Annotated in this window: 8 protein-coding genes; all 8 read left to right on the forward strand. The window is 67.6% G+C overall.

Annotated features, from left to right (window positions below):
- The first annotated feature begins 379 nt into the window (after nucleotides 1-379).
- On the forward strand, nucleotides 380-1,369 hold the full coding sequence (locus BCM27_RS01540) for an alpha/beta hydrolase (RefSeq protein WP_004021369.1): 990 nt from the start codon (nucleotides 380-382) through the stop codon (nucleotides 1,367-1,369).
- A 370-nt stretch (nucleotides 1,370-1,739) separates the two neighbouring features.
- Nucleotides 1,740-3,272, forward strand: a complete 1,533-nt coding sequence (locus tag BCM27_RS01545) for an alpha/beta hydrolase-fold protein (protein ID WP_033204742.1) — start codon at nucleotides 1,740-1,742, stop codon at nucleotides 3,270-3,272.
- A gap of 297 nt (nucleotides 3,273-3,569) precedes the next feature.
- A complete protein-coding gene (locus BCM27_RS01550; RefSeq protein WP_004018727.1) occupies nucleotides 3,570-4,106 on the forward strand; it encodes a DUF732 domain-containing protein in 537 nt (178 codons plus the stop codon).
- Between the two features lies 1 nt (nucleotide 4,107).
- Nucleotides 4,108-5,121 carry a cutinase family protein gene (locus tag BCM27_RS01555; protein ID WP_004018728.1) on the forward strand — a complete coding sequence of 338 codons (1,014 nt, stop codon included), beginning with the start codon at nucleotides 4,108-4,110 and terminating at the stop codon, nucleotides 5,119-5,121.
- Nucleotides 5,122-5,345: 224 nt separating this feature from the next.
- Complete coding sequence (locus BCM27_RS01560) at nucleotides 5,346-6,356, forward strand: LLM class F420-dependent oxidoreductase (RefSeq protein WP_004018729.1); 1,011 nt, start codon at nucleotides 5,346-5,348, stop codon at nucleotides 6,354-6,356.
- 258 nt (nucleotides 6,357-6,614) lie between these two features.
- Complete coding sequence (gene fadD32 / locus BCM27_RS01565) at nucleotides 6,615-8,516, forward strand: long-chain-fatty-acid--AMP ligase FadD32 (RefSeq protein WP_004018730.1); 1,902 nt, start codon at nucleotides 6,615-6,617, stop codon at nucleotides 8,514-8,516.
- Between the two features lie 116 nt (nucleotides 8,517-8,632).
- Nucleotides 8,633-13,933: a polyketide synthase Pks13 gene (pks13, locus tag BCM27_RS01570; RefSeq protein ID WP_004018732.1), complete on the forward strand. Its 5,301-nt coding sequence runs from the start codon at nucleotides 8,633-8,635 to the stop codon at nucleotides 13,931-13,933.
- Between the two features lie 50 nt (nucleotides 13,934-13,983).
- Nucleotides 13,984-15,534, forward strand: a complete 1,551-nt coding sequence (locus BCM27_RS01575; RefSeq protein WP_004018733.1) for an acyl-CoA carboxylase subunit beta — start codon at nucleotides 13,984-13,986, stop codon at nucleotides 15,532-15,534.
- Nucleotides 15,535-15,634: the final 100 nt, after the last annotated feature.

The raw sequence follows: 15,634 nt of genomic DNA on the forward strand, positions 1-15,634 counted from the left end.
CACGCCACCGGGTGTCGAACCCAAGCACACGACACCAAGAGAACGCATAGAAAACACGGGGCCGAACCTGTGGAGTTGCCGTCCAACATCTCGGATCGGTAACGTCCCCGTGGGCGCGGCCGATAGAAAGGTCGTGACGGAGGTGTTCTGAACTGCTGGGACGCCGAAGTGACGGGGGTTGTGATCGCGATCACATGGTTTGTCACGTCCGGGGGCATCGAATAGGCTCGCCGACGGTGAATCGCATGCGAGAACGACTCGTGAACGACGTCGCGCCGCGCAATGAGCCGGGGGACGAAAAATGTGTGACGCACAAGGACCGATCGGCCGCTAGGGACTACGAGTTCCGGCCGATCGGCTGAAGAGGGAGATTCTGTACATGCGTGAAGCTGCCACCGAGGCGCCGAGGCCTGCGCGCAACCGGATGAGCAACCGGTTGATCGCCGCATTCGTCGCCATCCTGACAGTTGTCGGACTGACCGGTGTCGTCGCCGGCCAGGCCAACGCCCGGATCGGCGGAACGCAGGTCGGCAAGCAGGAGTTCTGGGTCAACGGCTGCGGGATGCCGAACGTGAAGGTCCGCGCCTGGAAGAAGCCCGGCAACTACAAGACCGTCATCCTCCTCGACGGCATGCGCGCCCAGTACGACTACAGCGGCTGGGAGATCAACACCAACGTCCAGGAGATGGTCAAGTCCGGCGTCAACGTCGTCGAGCCCATCGGTGGACCCGCAAGCTTCTACACGGACTGGGATGCACCCAGCAACTTCAACCGGCAGCCCTACCGGTACCGCTGGAACTGCGTCATCAGCCGGACCCTGATCAGCGCGCTCGACGCCCGCGGCTTCCGCGTCGGACCGTCGAAGCGCTACGCCATCATGGGTCTGTCCATGGGTGGTAACGCCGCACTCGTCCTCGGCGCCCAGAACCGTCAGCACTTCGACCGCGCCGGCTCGCTCTCGGGCTACAACTTCCTGAGTGCGCCCGGTATGCGTACCGCCCTGCGTCTCGCGATGCTCGACGTCGACCCGAAGCCCTGGAACATCGACGCCATGTGGGGCCCGCCGTGGAGCATTCGCTGGTTCCAGAACGATCCCTTCTGGAACATCGGCCTGATGCGCGGCATGAAGGTCTTCGTCGGTTCCGGTAACGGTCTCTTCGGCCGCTACAACGCACTGCCGAATGTGTTCGACGACCTGTTCAAGGGTTCGACCCTCGAGCTCCTCGCGTTCACGCAGTCCAAGGCCTTCGAGGCTGCGGCCTTCGTGCAGGGTGTGCCGCTGATGACCTACTACGCAAACGGCACCCACGCCTGGGGTTACTGGCAGGACATGATCTGGAACGCCAAGAACCGCGGATTCTTCCGCTGATCTGACATCGCCGGTCCGCCGGCCGCACGACGCCCCGCCCGGGTCACCGGGCGGGGCGTCGTCGTGTGTGGGCGCACCCACCTGCTCCCTGAGGAGCGCCCGGAGCCTGCGGAGGGCGCGTCACGAAGGGTCTGGCGACCGAGGTTGCGAAGACCCTTCGTGACGCTCGCAAGCTCACTCCTCAGGGATGGGCTGGCATATCAACTGTCACACAAATCCCACGTGTCACAGCGTGGCGTGGGGACAGGCTGCGCCGTGGCGTGTAAGAAACTCCTGAGGCGTTTGATACTTATGAGGCATGTGTGACTGACGGGGAATCGGTCACGGGTGCTGGCGCCGGTGTACAGGGGCGAAGGAGTTCTGGAGAGTGATGCGGCGAAACAGTGGTACAGGCAAGGTCGACGCGCGACCGGCCGATCCAGGGCAGGATGGCGCGCGCCCGGCCGGTCGTCGGGCGACTCTTCGCCCGGTGAAGGCCGCCGCGGTCGCGCTGGCGACGGTCGCGGTACTCGTGATCGGTAACGGGCTCGCCGGGGCCGAACCCGCGCCGGCCCCGCCCGCCCCCGCGGCACCGCCCGCGGCGCCCGCGCCGCCGGCCTCACCCAGCGCGCCGGCACCCGCACCGCCGAGCTCGCGTGCCCCGGTCGCACCGGCGTCGGTCCCGGCCGCGCAACCCGCCAAGGTGACCAACACGTACTGGTACACCGACCGGCGAGTGGCCCTGTGGGTCTACTCCCCGGCGATGAACACCAACATCCAGGTGCAGATCCTGCTGGCCCGCGACTGGCACGCGAAGCCGAAGGAGAAGTTCCCGCAGCTGACGATGCTCGACGGTCTGCGCGCGCAGGACGATCAGAGCGGTTGGATCATCAACACCAAGATCGTCGACTTCTACAAGGACAAGAACGTCAACGTCATCCTGCCGATCGGTGGCGAGTCGAGTTTCTACACCGACTGGAAGGAACCCGATCGCGGCAAGAACTACAAGTGGGAGACGTTCCTCATGCGGGAACTGCCGCCCATCCTGGAGAACGATTGGCGGTCCACCGACGTCCGCGGCATCGAGGGGCTGTCGATGGGTGGCTCCGCCGCGATGATGCTCGCCGCGCGCAACCCCGGGTTCTACAAGTTCGCGGCGTCGTTCTCGGGAATCCTGCAGCTGAGTTCATTCGGTATGCCGCAGGCGATCCAGTTCGCGGTGCGCGACGGTGGCGGCTACGACTCGATGAAGATGTTCGGCCCGCCGTCGGACCCGGCCTGGAAGGAACACGATCCGTACCTGCTGGTCGACAAGCTGCAGGGCACGAGTCTGTACGTCTCGTCGGGCAACGGCATGGTCGGGCCCCACGACAAACCGTCCGACATCCCGATGCTCGCGACCAACTACTCCGGTGTGGGACTCGAGATGCTGAGTCGCGTCACCTCGCAGCAGTTCGCGATCCAGTTGAATCGCAAGGGGATTCCCGGCCAGGCCAACTACCGGCCGTCGGGTACGCACACCTGGCCCTACTGGGAGTTCGAGATGATGCAGGCCTGGCCGCAGGCCGCGGCCGCGCTCGGACTGTCGCGTGATGCGGTCGCATGCCGCGTCGACGGTGCCTTCCGCAAGGTCTGGGACGCCAACAAGGCGGACCTGGGAGGTTGCCTCACCCCGTCGTACCCGGTGGCGGGCGGCAAGGCCCAGGACTTCGCCGGCGGACGCATGTTCACCGGACCGAAGGGACCGAAGATCGTCACGGGCGCCATCGGTGGCGCCTACGTCGCCGCCGGCGGTCCGGCCGGTCGTCTCGGCAAGCCGACGAGCGACGAACTCCCGACCCGCGACGGCAAGGGCCGCGTGAACTACTTCGAGCACGGCCGGATCACCTGGACCGCGAAGGACGGCACCAAAGTCCTCAAGTGAGGAGTCCGGTGAGCGAGGCGGGATTCGACAGAAGAGGACGGGGGCACCCGTCGGTGCCCCCTAACCTCGACCGCACGTGTGTGCGGCCTGAAACTTCGCTGAGGAATCGGACTGTTTGTGCAGGTGGCGCGAGTGCGGCGGCCGGAATGCCCCCGCGCGGGCGGTAGCCTGACGTGGTGTGCGATGCGGGGTGCCCCTGCATTGCGATCGGCCGCAGGCCGGACGCGTGAGGTGTCGCCGGACAGATCGTCCGGTGGTGCGCGATCTCGACGGAGAAAGGTTCGGCAGGAAGTGGCGATGACAACGAAGTGTGTGCGGCTGGTGCTGGCCGTGACGGGCCTCGCTCTCGCGCTCGGGTCCGTGTCGGCCTGCGCCGACGACTCGACGGCCAGTGCGCCGATCACCAACAACCCGGTCACGACGACCTCGCTCTACTCGGCGGCGGAGTCCTCGACGAGCACGCCGGGCACGACCTCCGCAGAGGCCACCCCGTCCACGACCGGCGGCACGTCGGAGCTGCCCGCGACCGCGCCGAACCCCAGTACGAAGGTCCCGGCCAGTTTTCCCGGGCCCAGCGGCCAACCACTCGACGACAAGGCCCGCGCCTACCTGGCCGCGCTGAAGCAGCAGGACGTCACCTTCATGGGGGACAACGACAACTCGGTCGCCCTGACCATGGCGAAGTATGTCTGCGGCGCCAAACAGAAGGGCACCGACCCGAGCATGGTGAAGGCCTTTGTCACCGCCTCCGTCGGTCCCGGTGCAGACAATGTCGAAGAAGCGAACGTGAAGGCCGACAAGGTCATTCGCGCAGCAGAACAGCACTACTGCTGACGTGGCCGCCCGTCGCAACGCCGCGGGCCGCACCCGCAAGGGTCCGGTTCGGCGGCTCGGCAAGTTCGCTCTGCTGCTCCTCGCGCTCGCGGCCATCGCGATCGTGCTCATCGTCGTGCTGGTCCTGGTGTGGCTGGCGCCCGGCCCCGCGCCGATCGGTCCCGGTGGGCCGCCGAGCACGCCGCCGTCCGGCGAACGTCCCGACGCCCAGCCCGCGGACTGCCCCGATGTCCTGACGGTCGTCATCCCCGGCACCTGGGAGTCGAGCGCGGACGACGATCCGTACAAGCCGTCGGCGAATCCGAACTCGCTGATGCTGCGCGTCTCGCGCGCGCTGTCGAACGACTTCGCCACCTCGCGCACCGAGATCTACACCGTCCCCTACACGGCCCAGTTCCGGAACCCGACCAACCTGGCCGACCGGCAGGCCGACTACAACGTCTCGCGTACCCAGGGCTACAAGCGCGCGGCAGGCAAGATCATCTCCACCAACGAACGCTGCCCGTTGACCGGCTACGTGATCATGGGCTTCAGCCAGGGCGCGGTCATCGCCGGTGATCTCGCGAGCAACATCGGCAACGGCCGCGGCGTGCTCGACGAGAGCGACCAGGACCTCGTGCTCGGTGTCGGGCTCATCGCCGACGGCCGACGCCAGCCGGGTGAACAGAACGACATCGAGCCGAGCCCCAACGGTGTCGGCGCGGAGATCGCGCTCGGCGGGATGGGCAATCTCGTACCCGGGATCTCGATGACCGGCCCGCGCAACGGCGGATTCGGCGACCTCCGCGACCGGGTCCAATCCATCTGCGCGCCGGGCGATCTCATCTGTGACTCGCCGACGATCGTCAATCCGCTGGCGGCGGTGTCGAAACTGGCGAACGCGGCGTCGAACCCCATCCACGCGATGTATGCGACGACGCGCTACTGGGAGAACGACGGCCAGACCGCGACCCAGTGGATGTACGACTGGTCCAAGGACCTCATCCAGGACGCGCCCGCGCCCAAGCACAACTGACCCTGGCTCGCCCGTCCGGACGACACCGGCCGGGCACCACCGATGCACCACCGGTCCCGTCGTCGAACTAACCGGCCGGTAACCTCGTCTGGCGGCGTCGGCCGATTCGTTTGGCGGTGCCGTCACGCTGCATTAACGTGTTGGGCTGGCCCGAGGAACACCGCGGACGCCGGAGGGCGCGCACGCGCCCTCACCCATCCGGCGATCACGACGAGAGGACAGCGATGACGCAACCCCCGAGCGATGCCGGTGGTGCCTCCTCCGGTTTGCGGAAGTTCCGCTTCGGCGCGGGTGGTGAGGGCAACAAGGACGAGGGCGGTGCCCGCAAGTTCGTCAAGCTCGCGCAGACCGCCGAGGAGTACGGCTACGACACCTTCGCGGTGCCCGACCATCTCGGCAACCAGGTCGGTCCGCTCGCGGCGCTGGGCGCGTTGACCCAGGCGACGAGCACGATCCGCCTGGCGACCTCGGTGCTCGCCAACGGCTGGCGCCACCCGGCCCTGCTCGCCAAGGAGGCCAACACGATCGACGTCCTGAGCAAGGGACGTCTCGAGTTGGGCATCGGCGCCGGCTGGATGAAGGAAGAGTTCGACAAGGCCGGGATCGAGTTCGAGTCGCCCGGTGTGCGCATCCGTCGCCTCGATGAGGCGCTGACGGTCCTCGACGGCCTGATGCGTGGCGAGACGGTGAACTTCGACGGCGAGTTCTACCAGATCAACGGCCTCGAGGGCAGTCCTCGGCCGAGGCAGGGACCGCGTCCGCCGATCGCCGTGGGCGGCGGTGGACCCAAGATGCTGGCGCTGGCCGCCAAGCACGCCGACATCATCTCCGTCGCTCCCGGCACCACCACCGACGGCAAGATGAAGCTGTCCGACATGACCATCGCCAAGACCACCGAACGCGTCGACCGCATCCGTGAGGCCGCCGGCGACCGGTTCGACGATCTCGAGCTGAACTGGACGATCGCCGTCATCGTCATCACCGACGACCGGGTCGCCACCGCCGAGATGGCGTTGAAGGCCCTCGAACAGGGCTATCCGCCGAACATCGCGCACGACACGGAGTTCACCGTCGACGACGTGCTGACCTCGCCGTACATCGCGATCGGCAGCTTCGACGAGATCGCCGACCAGATCCGGGAGGTGCGTCGCCGTACCACCATGTCCTACGTCGGGGTCTTCCCGACGCAGATGGATGCTTTTGCGCCCGTGCTGGCGCAATTGAAGGGGGAGTAGGATGGCCGACGGTCTCGCGACTCAACAGCGAGGTGACGGGTCGGTGAACCCGGGGGTGCGCGTCGAGGGGCGACGCGCACTCATGCGAAACCGAGCATGACGAACGCGAGTTTTTTCGTTGGGTAACTGGACGTGCGCTACCGTATCCCGCGGTCGGCACAGGACGTGGACGGCAGGACTGCGTGGTGGTGTCGCCAAGACCTCGCCGGAGATCTGCGCCCGCGTGGGGGAGTCCACGAGGGGGCACAGGAGTAATGAATGCTGAGTACTGAACTCGAAGACTTTCTCGATGAGACCGGGAACATCTCTTTCAGCGAGGAAGCGACCCTGGTCGACTACGTCGAGCAGAACGTCCGCGAGCAGGCCGACACACTGGCCTACCGGTTCATCGACTACAGCCGTGAGCGCGACGGGGAGCCGCAGGATCTGACCTGGGCGCAGTTCGGTAAGCGGCTGCGCGCGGTGGCGGCGCGTCTGCAGCAGGTCACGAAGCCGGGCGACCGTGTGGCGATTCTCGCGCCCCAGTCGCTCGAGTACGTGATCGGGTTCTTCGCGGCGCTCTATGCCAGCAACGTCGCGGTACCGCTGTTCTCCCCGGACGAGCCCGGCCACACCGACCGTCTGCACGCGGTCCTCGACGACTGCCGGCCGACCGCGATCCTGACCTCGACGAAGTCCGCCGAGGCGGTCCGCGATTTCTTCGCGCCGCTGCCGGCCAAGGAGCGCCCGCGCGTCATCGCCGTCGACGCGGTGCCGGATTCGGTGGGGTCGAGCTGGGTGGCACCGGTCGCCGGTCAGGACCACAACAAGGACACCGTGGCCTACCTGCAGTACACGTCGGGTTCGACGCGTGTCCCCGCAGGCGTGGAGATCACCTATCAGGCGGTCGCCGCCAACGTGCTGCAGATCTCCGACACCATCGGCATCGACCGGAAGGCGCGCGGCGTCACCTGGTTGCCCATGTTCCACGACATGGGCCTGCTGACCGTGATCCTGCCCGCACTCGGCGGTCGGTACATCACGATCATGAGCCCGCAGGCGTTCGTGCGTCGTCCGGGTCGCTGGATCAAGGAGCTGGCCGCGGCCGCCGACGGCGCCGAGACCTTCGCCGCCGCGCCCAACTTCGCCTTCGAGCACGCCGCCGCGCGCGGTCTGCCGAAGGACGGCGAGGAGCTGGATCTCTCGAACGTCATCGGCCTGATCAACGGCTCCGAGCCGGTGACCGTCAGTTCGATGAAGAAGTTCAACGAGGCGTTCGCGCCCTACGGTCTGCCGAAGACGGCCATCAAGCCCTGTTACGGCATGGCCGAGGCCACGTTGTTCGTGTCGGCGACGCAGCGCGAGAACGAGGCGAAGATCGTCTACGTCGACCGCGACGACCTCAACGCCGGCAGCTTCACCCTCGTCGACGCCGATGCACCCAACGCGGTCGCGCAGGTGTCCTGCGGCCAGGTCGCGGTGAGCCAGTGGGCCACCATCGTCGACGCCGAGACGGCGACCGAACAACCCGACGGCCACGTCGGCGAGATCTGGCTGCACGGGCTGAACATCGGCGCCGGCTACTGGAACAAGCCGGACGAGACGGTGGAGACGTTCCACAACAAGCTGGTCACCCCGCTCCCCGAGAACAGCCACGCCGAGGGTGCGCCCGCGGACGCGATCTGGATGCGGACCGGCGACTTCGGCGTCTGGCTCGACGGCGAGCTCTACATCACCGGGCGCGTCAAGGACCTGGTGATCGTCGACGGCCGCAACCACTACCCGCAGGACCTCGAGTACAGCGCGCAGGAGGCCAGCGACGCACTGCGCCCCGGCTTCGTCGCGGCGTTCTCGGTGCCGGCGAACCAGTTGCCCGGTGAGGTGTTCGAGTTCGCGGGCAGCGGCCTGAAGCCCGACGCCGACGACGCGTCCGAGCAGCTGGTCATCGTGGCCGAGCGCGGACCCGGTCGTAAGGCCGACCCGCAGGAGGTCGCCGACACCGTGCGCGCCGCGGTCGCCCAGCGTCACGGCGTGATGGTCCGCGACGTCCTCTTGGTGCCGGCCGGCTCGATCCCGCGCACGTCGTCGGGCAAGATCGCCCGTCGCGCGACGCGTGCCGCCTACATCGACGGCAGCCTCCGGGGTGGCTACAAGCAGACGGCGTTCCCGGACGCCGAGTAGCGATCCTGCGGACCCGGGCGGGGTGAGTGCGTCGAGTTGCCGCGCCCGGACACCCCGCGGGCTCATAATGCACCCGGCACCAGTTCAGGTGCCCCGAGATCAGTAGTCTGGAAGCGATGTCTGAACTGAATACCGACGAGGCCCGCACCATCGATTCCGCCGCGTCCGGCACCGACGGTGAGACCGCCGGTGACCTCACCGTCGACCAGCTTCGTGACTGGCTGCGCGAGTGGGTGTCGCAGGCCACCGGGCTCCCCGTCGAGCAGATCGCCGTCGACCGTCCCATGGAGGAGCTCGGTCTCTCGTCCCGCGATGCGGTGGCGCTCGCCGCCGACGTCGAGGACAAGACCGGGGTCATCCTCACCGCGACGGTGGTCTACAACCACCCCACGATCGCGACGCTCGCGCAGCGGATCATCGAGGGTGACCCGGACGAGGGCCTCGACGGCGACGCGGACACCTTCTGGCAGCGCGAGCGCAGCGCCGAGGACGACATCGCGATCGTCGGACTCTCGACGCGGTTCCCGAAGTCGGGTACCACGCCCGAGTCCACCTGGGAGGCGCTGCTCGGCGGTGTCGACGGCATCTCCGAGCTGCCCGAGGACCGCTGGACCGAGTTCAAGGCCGATCCGCGTCTGGCCGAGGTGCTCGAGAACGCCAACACCCATGGCGGCTACCTCGACGACGTCCGGACGTTCGACGCCGACTTCTTCCAGATGAGTCCGCGCGAGGCCGAGATGGTCGACCCGCAGCAGCGGCTGGCGCTCGAACTGACCTGGGAGGCACTCGAACACGCGCACATCCCACCCAGCGACCTGAAGGGCGCGCCGGTCGGTGTGTTCATCGGGACGTCGACCAACGACTATCAGCTGCTGGCGACCCTCGGCCTGGGCGAGGGCGCCCAGGACACCGCGGCGTACGCGCTCACCGGTACGTCGACCGCGATCGTCGCCAACCGCGTCTCCTACTTCTACGACTTCCGCGGTCCGTCGGTCGCGCTGGACACCGCGTGCTCGTCGTCCCTGGTCGCCGTCCACCAGGCCGTCCGCAGCCTGCGCACCGGCGAATCCGAGGTCGCCCTCGCGGGCGGCGTCAACATGATCATCAACCCGGCCGCCAGCCTCGGCTTCGACAGCATCGGGGCGCAGGCGAAAGACGGTCACATCAAGGCCTTCTCGGCCGACGCCGACGGGATGATCCGCGCCGAGGGCGGCGGTCTCCTCGTCCTCAAGCGGATGTCCGATGCCCGGCGCGACGGCGACCGGGTCCTGGCGGTCATCGCCGGGTCCGCGGTCAACTCCGACGGCCGTTCGAACGGTCTGCCCGCCCCCAACCCGGAGGCGCAGGTCGATGTGCTCCGGAGTGCGTACACCGACGCCGCGATCGACCCGCGCTCGGTGGACTACGTCGAGGCGCACGGCACCGGCACCATCCTCGGTGACCCCATCGAGGCCGACGCGCTGGGTCGCGTCGTCGGCAAGGGCCGTGCCCCCGAACAGCCGATGCTGCTGGGATCGGTCAAGACGAACTACGGCCACATGGAGTCGGCCGCGGGTGCCGGCGCTCTCGCCAAGGTCGTCCTGGCGATGCAGCACGGCGTCATCCCGGCCTCGCGGAACTACACCGGGCCCAACCCGTACATCCAGTTCGACGCGACCAACCTGAAGGTCATCCCGGAGAACACCGAATGGCCGCGCTACTCCGGCCACGCCGTCGCCGGTGTCTCCGGGTTCGGCTTCGGCGGCACCAACGCGCACGTCGTCGTGCGCGAGGTGCGGCCCGAGGACCTCGAGCCGGCGTCTGCACCGGCCGGTGATGCGAGCGCGTCCGAGCTGCCCGCCTCGGCGTCGCTCGGCGACGAACCCGATCTCGACGACGACGACGTCTACCTGACCGAGGCCGAGCGCGCCGTGCTCGCCGCGCAGGCGAAGAACCTCGATCCGGTGGTCGAGGAGACCGCACCCGACCCCGCCGCCGGCTTCGCGCCCTGCGCGGTCGAGGGTTCGGTTGTGCCGCTGGTCATCTCGGGATTCCTGCCGTCGCGCCGACGCAAGGCTGCCGCGGACCTGCTCGAGTGGCTCGAGTCCGACGCCGGCCGGTCGACACCGCTCGCCGACATCGGACGCGCACTGGCCCACCGCAACCACGGGCGCTCGCGCGCGGTCGTCATGGCCCGCACCCACGACGACGCGCTCACCGGTGTTCGCGCGATCGCCGACGGGAAGAGCAATCCGATTGTCTACTCGTCGGATTCGCCCGATGCGGCGTCGGCCGTCTGGTTGCTGTCGGGCTTCGGTTCGCAGCACCGCAAGATGGCCAAGCAGCTCTACACCGAGAACCCGATCTTCGCGAAGTACGTCGACCGCGTCGACGAACTGGTCCAAAACGAGCTCGGATACTCGATTGCGGAGATGTTCGTCGACGACGAGCAGACCTACGGGATCGAGCAGAGCCAGGTCGGCATCTACACGATCCAGGTCGCGCTCGCCGACACCCTGCGTCACCACGGGGCGGAACCCGGTGTGCTCGTGCCGCATTCGATGGGTGAGGCCTCGGCCGCGTACATCAGCGGCGGTCTGTCGCTGGAGGATGCGACGCGTGTCATTTGCCAGCGATCACGGCTGATGGGTGAGGGCGAGTCGATGCTGCAGGGCGACGACATCCGTCTCATGGCGCTCGTCGAGTACAGCGCCGACGACATCAACGGCGTCCTCGTCGACTACCCCGATCTCGAGATCTGCGTCTACGCCGCGCCGACCCATACGGTCATCGGCGGGCCGGAGTCGCAGGTCGACGCCATCGTCGAGCGGGCCGAGAGCGAGGGCAAGCTCGGCCGGAAGCTGGCGACCAAGGGCGCCAGCCACACCTCGCAGATGGATCCGCTGCTGGGCGAACTCGCCTACGAGCTCACCGGCATCGAGCCGCTGCGCCCCACCACCGGCTTCTACAGTTCGGTCGACCGCGAGGTCTTCTACCGTGCGGGTCACGAGCCCGTCCACACCATCGACTACTTCACCAAGGGGCTGCGCCACAGCGTGTGGTTCAGCCAGGCGATCGCGAAGTCGGTGGAGAACGGACACCGCACCTTCCTGGAGCTCTCGCCGAATCCGGCAGTGCTGATCTCCGTTGCGGCGGTGACCTTCTCGGCCGGACTGCACGATGCCGAGCTCATCGAGACGCTGCGGCGCAAAGAGGACGAGAGCTTCGGTCTCGTCAACGCGCTGCTGAAGCTCTACGTCCACGGTCACCCGGTCGACGTCGGATCGTTGTTCGGGACCGGCGAGCATGCCGCGATCCCGCGTACCCGCTTCGAGCGCAAGGAGTTCTGGCTCACCGCCACCATCTCCTCGGGCGGCTCGGCCGGCAAGATCCCCGGTTCGCACGTGGCGTTGCCCGACGGCCGGCACGCCTGGGAGGTGAACGCCGCGGCGGTCACCGACCCGCGCGCGCTCGTCCACGCGGCGGCCGGACAGGTACTCGCCAACGCGTCCGTCGGCGCGGCCGTGACCCATGGCGAGGTCCCGACGACGGGTACCGTCACCACGACGCTCAGCCCACACCCCGGCGGCGGCTCGGTCACCGTGCACGTCCGCCCGGACACCACCAAGGCGGACAAGAACTTCCGGTTGTTGTTCGAGGCGGTCGTCACCGGCGATCCCGACGCTTCCGCCGACAGCGCCCCGGCCGACACGGTGCAGGCCGGTGCCGGTGCGGCGGTCTTCGCCGACGACAAGGTGGTCGTCGAAGACGAGGTCATCGACGACATCGGCAACAAGTGGAGTCCGGAATCCGGTGAGCCCGTGGGTGATCGTCTCGCGATCATCGTCGGTGAGTCCATGGGCTACGACCCCGAGGACCTGCCGCGTGAGATCCCGCTCATCGAACTCGGTCTGGACTCGCTGATGGCGGTACGCATCAAGAACCGCGTCGAGTACGAGTTCGACATCCCGCAGCTCCAGCTGCAGGCGATGCGGCAGGCGAATCTGGCCGACGTGCAGAAGTTCGTCGAATTCGCGGTCACGCATCGCGATCAGCTCGACGACCTGGCGCAGGCGGGCGACGGCGGCGAACTCGACACCGCTGCCCTGAACGCCTACATCGACGAGCAGAACGCGAAGGACGAGCCCGCCGAGGAGTCGCCCGAGCGCAAGCTCGAGGTCGCCGAAGACGCAGCCGACGTCGAGGCGGCGGTCGCCGACTCCCCGGCGCAGACGCCGACTGTGCCCGAGGCGGCCCCGACGGCAGCGCCGAGTCAGGCAGCACCGCAGGCGACCACGGACATCACATCGCAGCGGGCCGTCGCCGAGGCCGCCGGTTCGGACGTGCCGCCGCGAGATGCCGCCGAGCGCTTGACCTTCGGCACGTATGCGGTGGTCACCAAGGCCTCCGCCGGTGGCATCTTCAACAAGCTGCCGGTCCTGTCCGAGGACGTCGCCCAGCAGCTCACCGACCGGTTGAACGAGCGCACCGGAGGCGACATCGACGTCGAGGACATCCTCGACTCGGAGACGATCGAGGAGATGTCGAACTACGTTCGTGAGCACCTCGACGCCGGCGCGTCCACCGACGGTTTCCTGCGCTACCTGCGTCTGGTCCCGGACAGCAAGAAGGTCTACGACCCGTCTGCCGGCGACCCGACCCCGATCCTGCTGTTCCATCCCGCGGGCGGCAACACGTCGGCGTACGAGGCGCTCCTCAAGCGTCTGCCCGAGGACCGGCCGGTCATCGGGTTCGATCGTGGGATCGAGGGGACGATCGAAGAGCGTGTGCGCGAATACCTTCCGCGCCTGCGCGAGCTGCAGCCACATGGTCCGTACGTGCTGGTCGGCTGGTCGTTCGGTGGCGCCCTGGCCTATGGGGTCGCGCAGCTCCTGCGCGAAGCCGGCGAAGAGGTGGCCTTCGTCGGTCTGATCGACGTGGTGCGTCCCCGCGCGGACATGACCGAGACCCCGGACAGCAAGCGGGCGCGGCTCGAGCGCTGGAAGGAGTTCGCGATCCGCAACTACGATCTCGACCCCGATGTGCCGATCCCGATGGATCGTCTCGTGGAGGCCGACGACGAGGGGCAGTTCGCGATCATCATGGAGATGATGTCGATGTCGGGCACCAAGATCCCCGGCGGCATCATCGAGCACCAGCGGACCTCGTTCATCGAGAACCGGGTGCTGAGCAGCATCGCCCCCGAACCCTATGACGGCAAGGTCGTCCTCTACCGGGCCGACAAGATGCACGCCGGGGCCATCGAACTCGAGCCGCAATGGGCTGAGATCGACGAGGACGGTCGCTGGGGCGAGGTGGTCGACGACCTGGAGATCATCCATGTCGGCGGCGACCACCTGTCGATCGTCGACGAGCCGTACATCGGCCGGATCGGTAGCGATCTGGCCGCGCGGCTCGGGCGGATCGACGAGAAGTAGCGTCACTTGTTGCTCATCGGAAACAGCGGTTGCGTAGAAAGTGAGACACCGTGACTGACACCACCGCAGGCAAGCTCGCCGACCTTCGTCAGAAGCTGGAGGCCGCCCGGGAACCGGGAGGCGAGAAGGCGCTCGCGAAACGCGCCGCGAAGGGGATCTGCTCTCCCCGTGAGCGTCTGAACATGCTCTTCGATCCCGGCACCTTCGTCGAGATCGGCGCGCTGGCGAAGATGCCGGGTGCGGCCGAGAGTGGTTACGGCGACGGTGTGGTCACCGGACACGGTCTGGTGCACGGCCGCCCGGTCGCGGCGTTCTCGCACGACCAGTCGGTCTTCGGCGGAACCGTCGGTGAGATGTTCGGCCGCAAGGTCGCCTCGCTGATGGAGTGGGCAGGCAAGATCGGCTGTCCCATGGTCGGTGTCAACGACTCGGCCGGAGCGCGGATCCAGGACGCCGTGACCTCACTCGCGTGGTACGCCGAGATGGGCCGTCGCAACGACCTGCTCTCCGGTCTCGCGCCGCAGATCTCGGTGATCCTCGGCAAGTGTGCCGGCGGCGCGGTGTACACCCCGGCGAACACCGACATCCTGGTGGCTGTCGAGGACAAGTCGTACATGTTCGTCACCGGACCCGATGTGCTGAAACAGGTCAACGGCGAGGAGATCTCGGCCGAGGACCTCGGCAGCGCGCACAACCAGGCGCGTTGGGGCAACATCCATCACGTCGCCGTCGACGAGAAGTCCGCGTTCGACTGGGTCCGCGAGTACCTGCAGTACATGCCGTCGAGCGCCTACGAGCGCCCGCCGGTGATCAACCCGGGCCTCGAGCCGGAGATCACCGAGTCGGACCTGTCGCTCAACGACTTCATGCCCGACAACGACAATGCCGGGTACGACATGCACGACATCATCATCAAGCTGTTCGACGACGGCGCTTTCCATGAGGTCGGCGAGTTGTTCGCGCCCAACATCATCACCGGGTATGCCCGCGTGGACGGCCGTTCGGTCGGTGTGGTCGCCAATCAGCCGAGCGTGATGTCGGGTGTGCTGGACACCGATTCGTCGGAGAAGGCGACACGCTTCGTGCGCATCTGCAACGCCTTCAGCATCCCGCTGGTGTTCCTGGTGGACACCCCGGGCATCCTCCCGGGTCTCGCGGAGGAGCAGAAGGGCACCATCCGACGCTCCGGCCGCTTCCTCTACGCCTACGTCGAGGCCGATGTGCCCAAGGTGACCGTCGTGCTGCGCAAGGCCTACGGCGGCGCCTACGCGGTGATGGGCAGCAAGCACCTCGGTGCCGACGTCAACTTCGCCTGGCCCACCGCCAAGATCGCGGTCATGGGCGCCGAATCGGCGGCCGCCGTGCTGACCCGACGTCAGACCGAAGGTCTCTCGGCTGCCGAGGCGGACAAGATCCGCCGCGAGTTCATCGACTTCTACAACACGATGATGGCCACCCCGTACCTTGCCGCGGAGCGCGGGTACGTCGATGCCGTCATCGAACCCGCCGAGACCCGGCTGCAGCTCCGAAAGGCGTTGGCGCAGTTGCGCGACAAGGAGGTCCTCAAGACCCCGCGCAAGCACTTCCTGATGCCGATCTGACCGTCGTCCTGGATGGTCGAGGGCAACCCGTTTCCGCTCCCTGATCCGAAGAAGCGCACTGCTCCCTGAGCTCAGAGAACGACAGACCCCCCATCGCTCC

Origin of the sequence: Gordonia terrae (assembly GCF_001698225.1) — a bacterium.
Taxonomy (GTDB): Bacteria; Actinomycetota; Actinomycetes; order Mycobacteriales; family Mycobacteriaceae; genus Gordonia; species Gordonia terrae.

Excerpts from the sequence above, each read along its gene's own strand:
- BCM27_RS01550 (WP_004018727.1), top strand. The coding sequence starts at position 3,570 with ATGACAACGAAGTGTGTGCGGCTGGTGCTGGCCGTGACGGGCCTCGCT.
- BCM27_RS01560 (WP_004018729.1), top strand. The coding sequence starts at position 5,346 with ATGACGCAACCCCCGAGCGATGCCGGTGGTGCCTCCTCCGGTTTGCGG.
- BCM27_RS01545 (WP_033204742.1), top strand. The coding sequence starts at position 1,740 with ATGCGGCGAAACAGTGGTACAGGCAAGGTCGACGCGCGACCGGCCGAT.
- fadD32 (WP_004018730.1), top strand. The coding sequence starts at position 6,615 with ATGCTGAGTACTGAACTCGAAGACTTTCTCGATGAGACCGGGAACATC.
- BCM27_RS01540 (WP_004021369.1), top strand. The coding sequence starts at position 380 with ATGCGTGAAGCTGCCACCGAGGCGCCGAGGCCTGCGCGCAACCGGATG.
- pks13 (WP_004018732.1), top strand. The coding sequence starts at position 8,633 with ATGTCTGAACTGAATACCGACGAGGCCCGCACCATCGATTCCGCCGCG.